At 43.7% G+C, this 16,077-nt stretch carries 15 protein-coding genes and 1 pseudogene; 10 read left to right on the plus strand and 6 right to left on the minus strand.

Annotated features, from left to right (window positions below; genetic code table 11):
• Positions 1–46: 46 nt before the first annotated feature.
• Positions 47–538: a CvpA family protein gene (locus AB4133_RS00535; RefSeq protein ID WP_009848678.1), complete on the plus strand. Its 492-nt coding sequence runs from the start codon at positions 47–49 to the stop codon at positions 536–538.
• 34 nt (positions 539–572) lie between these two features.
• A complete protein-coding gene (gene purF, locus AB4133_RS00540) occupies positions 573–2,087 on the plus strand; it encodes an amidophosphoribosyltransferase (RefSeq protein ID WP_017062345.1) in 1,515 nt (504 codons plus the stop codon).
• Between the two features lie 100 nt (positions 2,088–2,187).
• Here the strand turns inward: purF and AB4133_RS00545 are convergent, their stop codons facing one another.
• Positions 2,188–3,063, minus strand: coding sequence for a LysR family transcriptional regulator (locus tag AB4133_RS00545; RefSeq protein ID WP_017062344.1), 876 nt, complete (start codon positions 3,061–3,063; stop codon positions 2,188–2,190).
• 228 nt (positions 3,064–3,291) lie between these two features.
• Here AB4133_RS00545 and AB4133_RS00550 point away from each other — a divergent pair, with 228 nt between their 5' ends.
• The 7 genes from AB4133_RS00550 (at position 3,292) to recR (ending at position 9,241) form a co-directional block, all read left to right on the plus strand.
• Positions 3,292–4,395, plus strand: a complete 1,104-nt coding sequence (locus tag AB4133_RS00550) for a response regulator (protein WP_372223775.1) — start codon at positions 3,292–3,294, stop codon at positions 4,393–4,395.
• A 148-nt stretch (positions 4,396–4,543) separates the two neighbouring features.
• The gene (locus AB4133_RS00555; RefSeq protein WP_017067606.1) at positions 4,544–4,681 is read left to right on the plus strand and encodes a hypothetical protein; all 138 of its coding nucleotides are present in this window, start codon (positions 4,544–4,546) and stop codon (positions 4,679–4,681) included.
• A 74-nt stretch (positions 4,682–4,755) separates the two neighbouring features.
• Positions 4,756–5,127, plus strand: a complete 372-nt coding sequence (locus tag AB4133_RS00560; RefSeq protein ID WP_029225617.1) for a YbaN family protein — start codon at positions 4,756–4,758, stop codon at positions 5,125–5,127.
• A 161-nt stretch (positions 5,128–5,288) separates the two neighbouring features.
• Entirely contained in the window at positions 5,289–5,834 is a 546-nt protein-coding gene (gene apt / locus AB4133_RS00565) for an adenine phosphoribosyltransferase (protein ID WP_372223777.1), read from the plus strand.
• Positions 5,835–5,852: 18 nt separating this feature from the next.
• On the plus strand, positions 5,853–8,081 hold the full coding sequence (dnaX, locus tag AB4133_RS00570; RefSeq protein ID WP_372223779.1) for a DNA polymerase III subunit gamma/tau: 2,229 nt from the start codon (positions 5,853–5,855) through the stop codon (positions 8,079–8,081).
• A gap of 152 nt (positions 8,082–8,233) precedes the next feature.
• Complete coding sequence (locus AB4133_RS00575; protein WP_017062338.1) at positions 8,234–8,563, plus strand: YbaB/EbfC family nucleoid-associated protein; 330 nt, start codon at positions 8,234–8,236, stop codon at positions 8,561–8,563.
• A 78-nt stretch (positions 8,564–8,641) separates the two neighbouring features.
• Positions 8,642–9,241, plus strand: coding sequence for a recombination mediator RecR (gene recR, locus AB4133_RS00580; protein WP_019823189.1), 600 nt, complete (start codon positions 8,642–8,644; stop codon positions 9,239–9,241).
• 66 nt (positions 9,242–9,307) lie between these two features.
• On the opposite strand, the gene aqpZ is transcribed toward recR, so the two are convergent.
• The 5 genes from aqpZ to AB4133_RS00605 all read right to left on the minus strand — a co-directional run bounded on the left by aqpZ (position 9,308) and on the right by AB4133_RS00605 (position 15,581).
• Positions 9,308–9,997, minus strand: coding sequence for an aquaporin Z (aqpZ, locus tag AB4133_RS00585; RefSeq protein ID WP_048610468.1), 690 nt, complete (start codon positions 9,995–9,997; stop codon positions 9,308–9,310).
• Positions 9,998–10,239: 242 nt separating this feature from the next.
• A complete protein-coding gene (locus AB4133_RS00590) occupies positions 10,240–11,046 on the minus strand; it encodes an endonuclease/exonuclease/phosphatase family protein (RefSeq protein WP_372223781.1) in 807 nt (268 codons plus the stop codon).
• 79 nt (positions 11,047–11,125) lie between these two features.
• Complete coding sequence (locus AB4133_RS00595) at positions 11,126–12,754, minus strand: PTS transporter subunit IIBC (RefSeq protein ID WP_372223783.1); 1,629 nt, start codon at positions 12,752–12,754, stop codon at positions 11,126–11,128.
• A 59-nt stretch (positions 12,755–12,813) separates the two neighbouring features.
• Entirely contained in the window at positions 12,814–14,547 is a 1,734-nt protein-coding gene (locus tag AB4133_RS00600; protein ID WP_102320046.1) for an alpha-glucosidase, read from the minus strand.
• A 68-nt stretch (positions 14,548–14,615) separates the two neighbouring features.
• A complete protein-coding gene (locus tag AB4133_RS00605; RefSeq protein WP_017070321.1) occupies positions 14,616–15,581 on the minus strand; it encodes a LacI family DNA-binding transcriptional regulator in 966 nt (321 codons plus the stop codon).
• A gap of 140 nt (positions 15,582–15,721) precedes the next feature.
• On the opposite strand from AB4133_RS00605, the pseudogene AB4133_RS00610 reads away from it, so the two are divergent.
• Positions 15,722–16,063, plus strand: a pseudogene (locus AB4133_RS00610) (DDE-type integrase/transposase/recombinase); the annotation flags it as partial.
• Positions 16,064–16,077 lie beyond the last annotated feature (14 nt).

A 16,077-nucleotide genomic window follows, 5' to 3' on the forward strand; every position in this document is an offset into this window, starting at 1 on the left:
AGCATTTTTTCTGTTAAAATGCGCGCCAACTTAAGATGAAGAATTCATGAATTGGTTAGATTTTGTCATTTTAGGCGTGATCGGCTTCTCTGCCGTGATCAGTTTAGTTCGTGGTTTCGCTAAAGAAGCCTTGTCACTCGTTATTTGGTTTGGAGCATTTTTTATTGCTAGCCAGTACTACGCTAAATTAGCGATGTACTTCACCAATATCGAAGATGAGATGTTTCGAAACGGAACTGCGATAGCAGCATTGTTTGTTGCAACGTTAGTTGTGGGTGCCTTAGTTAACTATGTCATCGGTCAACTAGTTCAGAAAACAGGCCTGTCAGGTACAGACAGAATCCTCGGTGTCGTCTTTGGTGGCTTACGTGGTGTTTTGATTGTTTCTGCAGTGTTGTTTTTCATGGATGCGTTTACTGCATTCCCAAGTTCTGAGTGGTGGAAGAATTCGCAATTGGTTCCAGAATTTAGTCGAATCATTGCGCCGTTCTTCGAGCATTTACAAGCAACATCTAGTTTCTTATCTGGCGCGCTCTAGCGCCAGTTAATGTCGAAAAATCGAGGATTAGGACATGTGTGGTATTGTTGGAATCGTGGGTTCAACACCTGTAAACCAGTCTATTTATGACGCTTTAACGGTATTGCAGCATCGTGGCCAAGATGCCGCTGGTATTTGTACCATAGAAAGCAATCGTTTCCGTCTGCGTAAGGCGAACGGTTTAGTAAAAGATGTTTTTGAAGCAAAACACATGCAGCGCCTACAAGGTGAAGTTGGTATTGGCCATGTTCGTTATCCTACTGCGGGTAGTTCAAGTGCGTCTGAAGCTCAGCCTTTCTACGTAAACTCTCCTTTTGGCATTACGTTGGCGCACAACGGTAACCTGACGAACGCAAACGAAGTTCGTGAGAAGTTGTTCGAAAAAGACCGTCGTCATGTAAACACAACCTCTGACTCTGAAGTTCTACTGAACGTATTAGCTCATGAGATCGATACTGTTAAAGGTAACGTAACTTCAGATGACGTTTTCCGCGCTGTGGCAAATGTGCATCGTACAATTCGTGGTGCTTACGCCGTAACGGCGATGATCATCGGCCACGGTATGATCGCATTCCGTGACCCACATGGTATTCGTCCATTGTGTCTTGGTAAGCGTGAAGTTCAAGGTAAAACAGAGTACATGGTTGCGTCTGAATCGGTAGCACTCGATGCTGTTGGTTTCGACTTCATGCGCGACGTAGCACCAGGTGAAGCTATCTACGCAACGTTTGACGGTGAGCTTTTCACTAAGCAATGTGCAGACAACCCACAACTAAACCCATGTATCTTTGAGTTTGTATACTTTGCACGCCCAGATTCATTCATCGACAAAATCTCGGTTTACAGCGCACGCGTTGAGATGGGTGAGATGCTTGGTATGCGTATTAAAGAAGAGTACGCAGACTTAGACATTGATGTAGTTATTCCAATCCCTGAAACATCAAACGATATTGCGCTACGAATCGCTCAAGCGATCAATAAGCCATACCGTCAAGGTTTCGTGAAAAACCGCTATGTTGGCCGCACATTCATCATGCCAGGTCAGCAACAACGTAAGAAGTCGGTTCGCCGTAAGCTCAACGCAATTCGCTCTGAGTTTAAAGGTAAGAACGTTCTTCTGGTTGACGATTCTATCGTTCGCGGCACAACATCAGAGCAGATCATTGAGATGGCTCGTGATTCTGGCGCAAATAAGGTCTTCATGGTTTCAGCTGCTCCAGAGGTTCGCTTCCCTAACGTTTACGGCATTGATATGCCGAGCGCGACAGAGTTGATTGCTCATGGTCGTGATAACGAAACGATTTGTAAGCAGATTGGCGCAGACGCCTTGATTTTCCAAACGCTACCAGATCTGATTTCTGCAGTGGGCATGGGCAATCAAGACATCTCTCGTTTTGATACTTCTGTATTTAACGGCGAGTATGTAACGGGCGATATCGACCAAGTGTACCTAGATTTCCTAGACTCTTTGCGTAATGACGACTCAAAGGTTCAGCGTGAGATTCAACAAGATCTTGCTAACTTAGAGTTACACAACGAAGGCGCTTAACTAGCGTTTCGTTAGTCATACAGAGTTTCGCTAGCGATACAGAAAATAAAAAACCAGAGCATCGGCTCTGGTTTTTTGTTTATAGAGAAGGGGATTGACCTTAATGAATGTGGTATGCGATCACAAAATCAATAAACAATCTCACTTTCTCTGGTAGATGGTCTTTGTGGTTATAAAGCATGTAAATATCACGAGGGTTAGCGCTCCAGTCTTCTAAGACTTGCACTAAGCTGCCATCTTCAATGTATTCACGAATCATCACGTCAGGCATCAGGGTGATACCTAGGCCTTCTGAGCACGCTTGTCTTACGACATTAAGCGCATTGGCGTTGAAACGGCCTTTCTCGCTATTCACCACCGTCTCTTCATTCGAATTACTCAGCTGCCACTTAATCAGCGGGTAGCCTTTGAGTAGCGAATGGTTCGCTAGCTCTTCAGCATGGCTTGGAGCTGGGTTCTTCGCTAAGTACTCAGGGCTCGCGATAAGAATATCTTTGACTTCACTGATTTTTCGAGCGATTAGGCTTGAATCACGCTGAGGGCCGACTCGGAAAATTACGTCCCACTCCGTTGGATCCAGCTGATCCGCTTGGTTGTTCATCATCAGCTCAATATTGATATCAGGGTATTGAATCATGAATTCACTGAACATTGGCATCATCATGCGCTTGGTCAGGTTTGAGGGTGCCGTAATACGAATCTTACCGGAAGCGCCTTTGCACACGTCAGTTAACTCTTCTGCAGTAGAAGAGAGACGTTGCAACAGCGGAGAGCATTCATTGAAGAAACGTTCGCCTGCCTCTGTTAAAGAAAGTTTACGCGCGTGTCTATTGAGAAGCCTAAGGTTCAAAGAATCTTCTAAGGCTTGGATGCGTCGTGTGATGGTCGCAACCGGAATCATAGTCTTGCGCGATGTTGCGGTGTAGCTCCCATTTTCAACGACGAGTCGAAAGAGGTTTAAATCATCTAATTTCATAAATCCAGACACATTTGTTTACAATCTCATCTAATTTATACGTAACAGTGAGATCAATGTTTGCGTTACGTCAACTCGTTGCACTATTTACAAGTATTCCAACCCTCGTCACGAATTACCAGTAAAGAGTGCAAATTTGTGTATTTAGCATTTTATTACTAAGTTTTATATTAGTTCTTAGAACAGATAACAATAATAATTCGACTTAGTTTTGTGAGGTTATAGATTATGTACAAAACTCACAGTCAGCCAGTAATGACCTCGGCTCAGGAAGTAATTAACCAAAAATGCGTGATGTTGGTTGATGATGATCCTATTTTTCGCCGTATAACCAGCGCGTACCTAGACAAGGTCGGTTATAAAGTGGTTGAGGCTGAAAATGGACTGGACGCTTTGCAGAAACTTAGAGACTCAGCGCCAGATTTAATTGTGTTTGACTTATCAATGCCAATACTTGATGGCATAGAGCTTGTGGAAGAGCTCAGTTTAGAGTACCCGTCACTGCCTATGATCGTTGTGTCTGGCACTGATGACATGTCTGACGTGGCGAAAGCCTTGCGATTTGGTATTAAAGACTTCTTGGCGAAGCCATTAGAGGATCACCGTCACCTAGGAAGTGCGATTGCGAATACATTGACAGATTCGTTCGATAACATTTCAGACCAACGAGATTTTTCGAGCCAATGGTTCTGTGTGGATGATGGGGGAGAGATCCCTGAAGACCAAGAACTGCATTGGCACCTGAATTACCTTCAAGATAACCCAAGCGCAGCAAAAGACTTACTGCATGCGCTGCTTCCAGAGAAAGATACGCAACAAGGCTCATGGCGTTGCAGTTACCGGTTACTGCAATCAACAGAGATGATGCCACTTGTGTTTGACTATGCGTGGATGATGAACGGGCAGTTTGCTTTTTACCTCGTCGATTCATCGTCGTCTGATAATGGCGGCTCCGCGACAACATTGTTAGTGAGAGCGCTGTTCCACGATTACATAAGAAACAGAAAAGATTTTAATGTTGATCTCAAAGATATTGCTGAAATCTTAGAGAAGGGGATTCGTTGCTCTAAATGCTCCACCCCAGTGAATGCCTTGTTTGGTGTTGCTGACCTTGCCGAGGGAACCATCTCCATTTTGCCTGCGGGTCTAGACGGGCAATGGTCGAATGGTGAATTGAATCAATATATTGCAGCAGGTGAGCGCTTGGGTGAGAACTGCAAGAAGAACTTTATTACGCGGGACCTTCCGATCGAACAGGGCTGCCAACTGTCGTTGAGCCTACTTGGAGCGGCAAGTTTTAGTTTAGACATACACCAAGGGTCTACTGATTAACCCTATATTTCCTCGGTTTTTGTGAATAATTGATTAAGGTATAGTTGCGCAAATGGTGTGGCTATGCCTTTTTTGTTAAATGTCGATTTAGCAAAGCGGGTTTGGTTCGCCGGATACTTACCTTCACTAACAAAAACAAGAAGCAATCATGGCAGATAACAAAGACTTTCAAGACCCGTTTAATGTATTCTACTTTTTAGGATTTTTAGCCGCATTTTTAATGATTCCATTGCTACCAGCAACACTTACGTTGATCCGCGTATTCAATGGTTACGCAACATTCTAGTTAAGCTGTCGTCGCCGATTGGTGATAGCTAACTCAAGGAGGCCACAATTAGCGTTCGAGTTTTAAGCCTCAATATTGCTGGTGGCCTTTGTATATTTCTCGCAGTTCTAGGGATAGTTTTGCCCGTTCTGCCAACCACTCCTTTTCTCCTTCTTGCCAGCGCATGCTTCATGCGAAGCAATCCGAAAGTTCATAAATGGATGCATGAGCACAAAACGCTGGGTCCTTTGCTGAACAATTGGTATCAACACGGTGCCGTCACCAAACAAGTTAAAACGCGTGGCGTATTCTTTATCTTGTTGAGTTTTGCGTTATCCATCTACTTTGCCCCTATCATTTGGGTCAAGGCTTTCCTAATTTGTGTACTTGTTATTCTTCTCACATGGTTTATGCGACTTCCAACCCATGAGTTGGTTGCTGACAGCAAAGAAAATCACTACCATTAAGCCAGTGTGCCTGCTTGTATAGCGGGCGTTTATTATTTCAGCAATCAGAGTTATGACTCTCGTTGCAATGAATACCAATCGTACCTTTCCTTAATTCCGAGCGTTGATGTTTGATTCGTTAACGAGAGTTTGGAAAGCGGCCTAATGAAGTGCATAAGATTATGAACACAGAAAAAATCTCTCTGATCAAAGCAAGCATCAAAAGCATTCCTGATTACCCTAAAGCGGGTATTTTGTTCCGTGACGTAACAAGCTTGATGGAAGATCCAGTAGCTTACAAAGCGACTATCGACCTGCTAGCGGAAACATACAAGGACATGGGCTTTACTAAGATCGTTGGTACTGAAGCTCGTGGTTTCTTATTTGGTGCGCCTTTGGCACTTGAGCTAGGTGTTGGCTTCATTCCTGTTCGTAAGCCGGGCAAGCTGCCTCGTCAAACTGTGGCACAATTTTATGAGCTTGAGTACGGCACCGACACTCTAGAAATCCATACTGATGCTATCGTTGAAGGCGATAAAGTGTTGATGGTTGATGATTTGCTAGCAACGGGCGGTACGATTGAAGCAACAACAAAGTTGATTCGTCAGCTTGGTGGTGTGGTAGAACACGCTGCATTTGTTATTAACCTTCCAGAAATCGGTGGTGACAAGCGCTTACAAGGCTTAGGTCTAGAAGTGTTTAGCATCTGCGAATTCGACGGTCACTAATCCTTTTCGGAATTATTCATGAGCTATCTTGCGTTAGCGCGAAAATGGCGACCAACCAAATTCAAAGAAGTGGTTGGTCAAGCCCATGTTTTAACAGCATTAGAGAATGCCCTTAGCCAGAACAGGTTGCACCATGCATACCTGTTCAGCGGTACACGAGGTGTCGGTAAAACGACCATCGGCCGTTTGTTTGCTAAAGGGCTCAACTGTGAAACAGGCATTACCTCAACACCTTGTGGTGAATGTGCAACCTGTAAAGAAATCGATGAAGGTCGCTTTGTTGACCTACTTGAGATTGATGCGGCATCACGTACTAAGGTAGAAGATACCCGCGAGCTTCTGGACAATGTTCAGTACAAGCCTGCACGTGGTCGCTTCAAGGTTTACCTAATCGATGAAGTCCACATGCTTTCTAGGCACAGCTTTAATGCGCTTCTAAAGACCTTAGAAGAGCCGCCTGAGTATGTGAAATTCTTGCTCGCAACAACGGATCCACAGAAGCTTCCAGTGACTATCTTGTCGCGTTGTTTGCAGTTCCACCTTAAGCCGATCAGCGTTGATAATATTCACGAGCAGCTCGATCATATTCTTGAACAAGAAGATGTGACGTCTGAGTCTCGTGCGCTTGGAATGATTGCTCATGCTGCTGATGGCAGTATGCGTGATGCACTAAGCCTTACAGACCAAGCTATCGCATTAGGTAACGGCAATGTCGTAACAGATACTGTTGCTCATATGCTTGGGACACTGGATACCGACCAAGCTATCCACTTGCTTGAAGCGATTAGCAGTAAGCAGCCACAGCAAGCGATGGCGTGTATCCAAAGCCTTGCTGAGAACGGTGTTGAGTGGGATGGTTTGCTGAATCAGCTTGCGGCCCAACTGCATCGTCTTGCGATGTTCCAAGCTTTGCCATCTACATTAGATAAGGCACAGCCTGACGCTGAGAAGCTTGAACTACTGAGCAAAGCGCTTAGCCCACAAGACATTCAACTCTACTACCAGATCGTATTGAAAGGTCGTGAAGACTTACCGTTATCGCCAACTGCTCGTGTTGGTATTGAGATGGTAGTTTTACGCATGTTGGCCTTTAGACCTGCTGAACAAGCGGTTGCTACGGCAATCTCGACTCAGTCGGCAAGCCCAGCGCCAGTTCCAGCAGCTCAAGCTCAGAACGTTGCTCAGTCAGTGAGTCAACCTGCGCCAATGGCAGCTCCGAGACAGCCTCAGATGCAACAACAGGCGCCTCAACAGCAAGCTATGCAGCAGCAACCGGTGCAACAGGCTCCGCAGCAGAATCCAACACAGTATTCAGATTCGCAAGGTTACGCTGATCATTCAGGTAACCAAGGTTATCCAGAACAGGATTACCCGCATAGCCAGTATGACGCGCCTCCTGCTTATGATGAGCGTCCAAGCTACGGTGCAGATCAGCCTCAGCAGCAACAAACGAATTATCAAAACCAGAGCCCGGTTCAACAGCCAAGCGTTGCACCTTCTGCTCCGCAAGAGCAGCCGGCGCGTGCAACTTCGCCTGTGAGTGGTTTACGCCACCAATTACGTTCTCAACGTAGAGGCAGCGCGGCAACAGAAAACAAAGGCTCGGCGCCAAAAAAGGCTAAAGCGACACCAGCTAAAACTTCAGTTCTTGATCGAGTTGCTCAGCAACACGGTGGTTCTGAGCGGGTGTCGCCAGCTTCTTTATCAGCCTCTTCGACAGAAAATGTGACCAACGATAATGAACCTTATCGCTGGAAACCGTCTAAACCTGTAGTGAAAGAGGTGAGCAAAGAGCTTACACCTACTCAGATCAAGCGTGCGTTAGAGCATATTAAGACACCAGAAATGGTCGACAAATTGCTTCAAGAGTCGATTGCTCAAGATGAATGGTCCGCCACGATTCAAAAGCTAGAGACAGCCAAGCTTGTTGAACAGTTAGCATTGAACTCAGTGTTTGCTAAAAACGACACATCAATCACTTTAACGTTAAGAGCGAGCCAAGCTCACTTGAATACGGACCGTGCACAGAGTGAATTATTGCAGTCTCTCAATACTGTGCTTGGAGAAGAGTGTCATTTGAGTGTTGAAATCGGTGATGGTGGAGAAACGCCGCTAGAATTACGAGAAAGGTTGTACCAAGGTAAGTTGAAAGACGCGTTTACCGCTTTAGAAAACGATGCCAACGTACAGTTCATTGAAAGACGTTTTGCCGCTGAACTCGACAGAGACAGCGTTCGTCCTATCTAGAACGTTTTCTTGTTTAGTGACCGGCATATCATCCCAGATAAGCAAATCTGAGAACTGAACATCGAGGGGTTGAATCACACTGTTTTAACCCCCATTTAAGCTCGTATAGCTTAATTAATTTTAATAAACCAATTAGACCAGAGAGTATTAACATGTTTGGTAAAGGCGGTATGGGCAACATGATGAAGCAAGCCCAGCAAATGCAAGAGCGCATGCAAAAGCTTCAAGAAGAAATCGCAAATATGGAAGTTACAGGTGAGTCAGGTGCTGGCCTTGTAAAAGTAACGATCACTGGTAGCCACAGCGTTCGCCGTGTTGATATCGATGAAAGCCTAATGGAAGACGATAAAGAGATGCTTGAAGATCTTATCGCTGCTGCTTTCAACGATGCGGCTCGTCGCGTTGAAGAAACTCAAAAAGAGAAAATGGCTAGCGTAACTGGCGGAATGCAACTTCCACCAGGTATGAAGATGCCTTTCTAAGTAACTTATTCTTAAAGGTTAATTCAGGTGGTGGTTTGTGTTGAACAGGCTATTACTTGAACATTAGAACGGTTAAATATGCGTACCAGTCATATGCTGGAGCATTTGATGGAGGCCTTACGTTGTCTACCTGGGGTTGGCCCCAAGTCGGCGCAGCGTATGGCCTTTCATTTGTTACAGCGCGATAGAAAAGGCGGCCTACAATTGGCTGAAGCTCTTAGCCAAGCAATGACCGAAATTGGTCACTGTAATGAGTGCCGTACTTTTACTGAAGAAGATACTTGCCACATTTGTACCAATCCTAAACGTCAGGAAAATGGTCAAATCTGTGTAGTAGAAAGCCCTGCAGACATTGCAGCAATAGAAGCGACTGGCCAATATTCAGGCCGTTACTTTGTATTGATGGGCCACCTTTCACCACTTGATGGTATTGGTCCAAGTGACATCGGTCTCGATGTTTTGGACTACCGCCTGCGTCGTGGTGATATCTCTGAAGTAATCCTAGCGACTAACCCAACAGTTGAAGGGGAAGCGACAGCGCACTACATTGCTGAGCTATGTAATGCCCATGAAGTGAACGCTAGCCGTATCGCTCATGGTGTTCCCGTTGGTGGTGAGCTAGAGCTGGTGGATGGCACCACGCTTTCGCACTCCTTACTCGGTCGTCATAAGATCTAAAAAAGCCGCTTGGTGAAGCATCACTAAGCGGCTTTTTCTTTTATTGCTTTAGACGTTTTTCAGCGCTTAATCTGAACCTCTTACCGCTTTGTATATCATCGCGCCAATCACGGCACCAATAATCGGTGCAACCCAGAATAGCCATAATTGCGAAACGGCCCAGTCACCGACAAATACAGCCACGCCGGTACTTCGAGCAGGGTTCACAGAAGTATTGGTTACGGGAATACTGATAAGGTGAATCAAGGTCAAACAGAGACCAATTGCGATCGGTGCAAACCCAGCAGGGGCTTTCGAATCAGTCGCGCCCATGATCACGAACAGGAACACCATGGTCATGACCACTTCACAGACCAGTGCAGCGGTAAGTGAATAGCCGCCCGGTGAGTGTTCACCGTAACCATTTGAAGCAAAGCCAGATGCCGCAGCGTCAAAGCCTGCTTGGCCTGAAGCAATCACGAATAACACACCACCCGCGATAATACCGCCAATGACCTGGGCAATAATATAAGGTGCGACGTCTTTGGCATCAAAGCGACCACCGCTCCAAAGACCTATTGTAACAGCAGGGTTGAGATGACAGCCGGATATATGGCCAATAGCAAAAGCCATGGTGAGTACGGTTAAACCAAACGCGAGGGAAACCCCGAGTAAGCCGATACCTACATCGGGAAAAGCAGCGGCCAAGACGGCACTACCACAACCCCCTAACACCAACCAAAATGTACCGAACATTTCTGCAATATACCTATTCATAACGATCCTTATTAATCTGTACCAGTATCAACAAGATAGTTTAGATTTCGCAGAAGTGTGAAATCTTGTGTATATAGTTGAAAGAAAGAACAGAGAATCTTATGTAATCACTTCGAACTCGCACTAAAGATCGTTAAGGTCAGTCGTATTCTATCGCTATTTTAGCAAGTAAGAGTGACCTGATAATTAGCCGTATTTGTGTCAGTATTCTTTTTATTTAAACTACGATGAGTTGATAAAAATTAAGTAAGTTCTACTTCTACCAACACCCCAAAGTGATCTGATACAACCGGATAAAAATCGTGATTAAAAATCACCTTATGCTGCTTTACCACTACAGGCTGATTACTAAGTACTAAATCAATGCGTAACGCTTGGCTATTTTGCTCCCAACCATCAATGTTTTTAATGACAGTGGTTCCATCATCTTTGATTTCAGCAACTTCATAACAATCCATCAAACCGCGTTGTAATACGTAATCATAGCCTTCATTACGTATATGGCTTGGGTTGTTGAAATCGCCTAATAGAAAGCTCAACTCTGTTGGTAAAGTTGCCTTGATTCGGTCGAACTGATCCTCAAATGAGTTCTCTGAGTCATTCCACCAGCCACAATGACAATTATAAAGATTAAAATCACCCTGTTGAGAGGTCACTTTAATACGCACTGCTCGCCGATGTTTCCAAAAGCTCACATCATAGTTATCACTTAAATCAATGACCTCATGTTCGACAATCGGTAGTCGCGTTAAAAATGAGAGCCCCTCTTGATATACTTCATAACTTTGATGAACGAAATCCCACGTAAGTTGGTAGTGATGACCGTATTCCATGAGTTTTTTCTGTAATAAATAACCATAGTTATTCGCCAACACAGTGTGATTGGTTAATATATTGGCATCAACGGCCGGGCTATCTTGATGTTGATTCACTTCCTGTAATGCAACCACATCGCTCCCTTGCTCGATAATGGCTTGCGCGACCACATCTAACTTTTCTAGCTGTTTTTCTTCTTGCCAACTGTGGGTATTTAGTGTCATTAACTTCATTATTATTCACTTATTTATTCTAGTGAGATAAAACGCAGCGCAAGGCTGCGTTTCTCGAGGTTATTTGATCTAAAAAGAATTACGCAGGTTGTGCTGAATATTTCTCTATTAACTTAGATTTAATAACATCCACCCCAGGGCCATAAATAACTTGTACACCCTGTTCTTTAATCACAGCACCAAGAGCCCCTGTCGGCTTCCATGACGCATATTCAGCAACCAACTTCGGATCATTAACTGTAATACGCAAGCGAGTCATACAAGCATCAATCTCAGCAATATTGGCACGGCCACCTAAATTCTGAATAATAATGTTCATCTTCTCATCTTCTGACATCGATTCTGAGCTTTCATCCAGGTAGTTACCCATACGACCCGGTGTTGGTAACTTCAATTTCACGATTAGGAAGCGGAACAATCCATAGTTAATCACAAAGAAAACAATAGAAACTAATGCAAAGCGAACCAGATCACCACCGATGCCCGCTGAAACCATCATAGGTATACGAGTGAGTAACTCAATCAAACCAAAGGCATGTACACGTAGGTCCATCACATCGACCAACGCAAATGCAACTCCTGTTAACACAGCATGTGCAACATACAAAACGGGAGCGATAAACATAAACATGAATTCAATAGGCTCAGTCACACCGGTTAATAACACAGCAAGACAGGCAGATAAGAACATTGGCTTATATTGTGCGCGCTTATCACTATCAACACAGTGATACATCGCAAGTCCAATACCAATCAATGAAGAGGCTGCGATAATAACTTGGCCTGCTTTAAAGCGTGCTGGGTGCACCGTATCTAACAGGTGTTGGTAAGTTGTCGGATCGCTTAATTTAAGATTATTTAAATCGCTGACCCAAGCAAGCCATAATGGATCTTGACCATAAACACTTGAGCCCGCATTCATCCCAGTCAAAAGCTCATAAGTACCACCCAACTCGGTGTAATTCATTGGAATAGTTAAAGTGTGGTGTAAACCAAATGGCAGTAATAAACGCTCTAACGTACCATACAAGAAAGGAGCAGTGATCGGCGCAGTGTCTTTAGAGGTAGCAATCCATTGACCAAAATCATTAAGCGCACCTTGAATTAAAGGCCATATTACAGATAAACCAAACGCAATAATCAGCGAATAGAAAATAACAACAAAAGGTACAAAACGCTTACCGTTGAAAAATGCTAATGCCTGAGGTAAGCGAGCGAAGTCATGATAGCGGTTAAATAAGTTGGCACCTAAATAGCCAGACATAATACCGATAAACACACCCATATTTAGGGCAGGAGCACCCAAAATATTCGTGAAGAATTGAGAGACAGGTAACTCAGAACCAAATAGGCTCATCACAACCGCTTCTGGGTCACTGAGCATAGCGTTATCCACGCCCAATATAACCCCAGTGATACGGTTGATTAAGATGAAGGCAATTAGCGCGGCAAATGCGCCACCTGCACGCTCTTTTGCCCACGAGCCACCAATCGCGACCGCAAATAATAGGTGAAGGTTAACAATGATCCCCCAACCTATGTTTTCCATTATAGCGCCTAGTGTTTCAATGGCACCAAACCCACCCGCATACATTGCGACCACTTTACCTAGTGATATCATGATACCAGCGGCAGGCATCACCGCGATAACAACGATAAGGGACTTCCCAAATCGTTGCCAAAAATCAAACGATAGTAACTTACTCATAAATAGTTCCTTGATTTAAATACAGGCTAACGTTATCAGCGCCTAGCCATAAATATAATTTAGTGCTTTCTTGCAAATATATACGCGGCATAAGCGGGGGCTATTTGCGTTGTTATAAAATCTGAGCGAACGTGTTCATTGTTAATATTCTGATTATCAAGCATTAACTCGCCTAATTGGGTGCAGTCGATATCAACAACGCTCTCTTGTGGACTTAAATTGGTAATAATGGTCCATGTCATATCTTGAGCAACACGTTGATAAACATAGATATTAGGATCGTTAGCTAGCAGTAATTGATAACGGCCAACCACTAAGCTTTCATGTGACTTACGCAAAGCAATCAACTGCTTATAGAAACCTAAGATCGAATTTGGATCTTGCTGTTGTTGCTCAACATTGATATCTGCATACTGTTGATTCACCGAGAACCAAGGTTGCACCTCAGAAAAACCGGCAAAATCCTGGTCATTCCATTGCATTGGCAAGCGACTGTGGTCGCGGGATACTTGATTTAACAAGGCTAAGATATCGGCATCGCTCTGACCTTGTTGCGATAGCTTTTGAATTAAATTTCTCGCAGACACATCGTTAAATTCGTCAAGAGAAGTAAACTGATGATTTACCATACCAATCTCTTGGCCCTGATAAATAAATGGAGTTCCTTTCATCAAGAAATAACAACTCGCTAACGCGGTAGCACTGGCATACCTAGAGTTAGGATCGGCAAAAGTATCAATACTACGAGCTTGATCGTGGTTTTCTAAATAAAGCGCATTCCAGCCTTTACCTTCTAAGGCATCTTGCCAACGCGATAAAATGCGTTTGAACGCCACGAGATCGAAATTCTCGTTGCTTTGTTCTTCCGACCATAGCTTCATGTGTTCAAACTGAAAAATCATGTTAAAAACACCACCTTGATCGTGCTCGGTCGCTTCAGCAACCCAAGGCAATGCGTTGTCGGCCGTCACCCCATTGGCCTCACCAACGGTCACGATATCAAAAGGCGAAAACGCCTGCTCTTTTAACTCATACAGATGTTTTTCAATCCCAGCCACATTCATATGATAATCGAATGAAGAGACATAGTTTTCACCCTTTGGATTGGGTAAAGAGGGTAAACCAGCTTGTTTTTGAATATGGCTAATTGCATCGACACGGAAACCATCAATACCTCGTTCCAACCACCAATGAATCATTTTAAATAGTGCTTGTTTAACTTCAGGGTTTTCCCAATTAAGATCTGGCTGTTTTTTAGAAAATAGGTGCAAATAATATTGTGCAGTTTTGTCATCATATTCCCATGCACTACCATGAAAAATACTTTCCCAGTTATTTGGTTCGCAAGTCGGCTTTTCAGCTGTAGGCTCACAACCATCACGCCAAATATACCAATCACGCTTAGGGCTATCTTTGTTATCTCGCGATTCGATGAACCATGGGTGCTCATCGCTAGTGTGGTTTATCACTAAATCCATAATAATGCGAATGCCACGTTCATGAGCAGCAGTGATTAATTTATCCACATCCTCAAGGGTTCCAAAGTCAGGATGAATCGCTTGATAGTCACTGATATCGTAACCGTTATCATCATTCGGTGATGCGTAGAATGGGCAGATCCATATTAAATCAATGCCCAAATCAGCAAGATAATCTAGCTTAGCAATGATCCCATTGATGTCACCAATACCGTCCTGGTTTGTATCATAAAAACTACGGGGATAAATTTGGTAGGCAGTTGCTTTCTTCCACCACGCGAGTGGTTTTGAGTGTAGATTATTAGCGAGTGTCATCGGTTATACTATGTGTGTTATCGTTAACACATAGTGTTAAATGGAACCTATTTGGACTCAATACAATTTCAGAGAAACTGTGAACTTTCTCTCATTCTTATGTCGAATGTGCCTTCAACGGAACTGAAATCGCGCTTGAGCAATTTTTTGACAGCTTGGTAGCCCACTTGATAGTAGTTAAAAGCGACAGTAGTCAGGCTTGGGACTAACAAATCGCTGTAGTCATAGTCACCCATGCCTACAATCCATAAGTTATGACCAATCTTGAGTTGCTGTTCTTTGGCGCGACGATATAAACGAATAGCAATATTATCGGTGGCACAAAAGTAGACATGATTAGGCTGTAATTGAATTGCCTGGTAGCCGGCTTTGTCCTCCGAGTTGGCTAGAGCTTGTAGTGAAAAATTCAACTCAGGGACGGTGTCAGTAATGGTGGCTTGCATCAACTTAGTACGGCTGGAAAGCATACGCTCATCATAAATATAATGTACGGCTGCCAGCGGTGCCTGCTGTTGTTTTAACTGAGTGATGGTTTGGGAAACGAGTGCTTTAATTGCAGCATGGTCGGGGTAATATAAACAGCAATGGTGGGGGGTGTTTTTACCAATAAATAACACATTGTCTAAGGTTTGATAAAACGTCTCTTCGACACTGTGCTTTGAAGCAATAATAATAGTGCCCAATGCATTTAAGCCATTAAACTCTCTCACAGCTTGGCATTCTGACTCATGGTTAAACCCTGAGGCATGAAAAAGCATTCGTACTTGTGATTCATTGGCAGCCGCCAGTGCCCCTTTAATTACTAAACTAGTTGTATATGACTCAATGCGAGGAGCAACGAAACCAATAATATTAGATTGGCTACGAATGGAACGAGCAAATATATTAGGGGTATAATGATTTTCTTTGACGATAGCATCAATTTTAAGGCGATTTTCAGCCGAGACATAACCGTCATTAAAGTAACGTGACACGGTCATTGTTGAAATTCCAAGCTGTCTTGAAATCTCCGCCATGGTCATTTTTTTACTCATCACATTTTCCTTCCATAATGTATTATTGCCATATTATCCAATATATTGGCTGACAACAAAGTAAATAAAAACGCTACCTGATGATATACACATAGTACTTCAAGTTTATAAGATATTGTCCACTTCTTGACCTGAACTGAATACCCGTAGTTACGGCCTTGCTCGCTCAGGTCTTCAGTGCAACGACTGCTAATTTAAAAATGGGCAGGAGATATCACCGACGTAGCTACAAACAAATATTGGCTATAATTAGTTGCCATTATTGACCTTTATTCAAGGCAAGTTATTGGTTGGTTTATGGGTACGAGAATAAAGGCCTCATTGATCTGTGATGTCTTATCGATGGCTTTATTTCGCCGAGAGTTTCCTGAAACGGTTATTACTCATAGCGAGGTAGTCAGTATTGTTTGAAAGACTATTGAGGCCTCATAAGCACCTATAACCTAAAGCAAAGTATGAGTAGGAAAAGAAATTGCTGGGATATAGAAAAGGGCTA

Source organism: Vibrio sp. 10N.286.52.F8, from assembly GCF_041468745.1.
Taxonomy (GTDB): Bacteria; Pseudomonadota; Gammaproteobacteria; order Enterobacterales; family Vibrionaceae; genus Vibrio; species Vibrio crassostreae_C.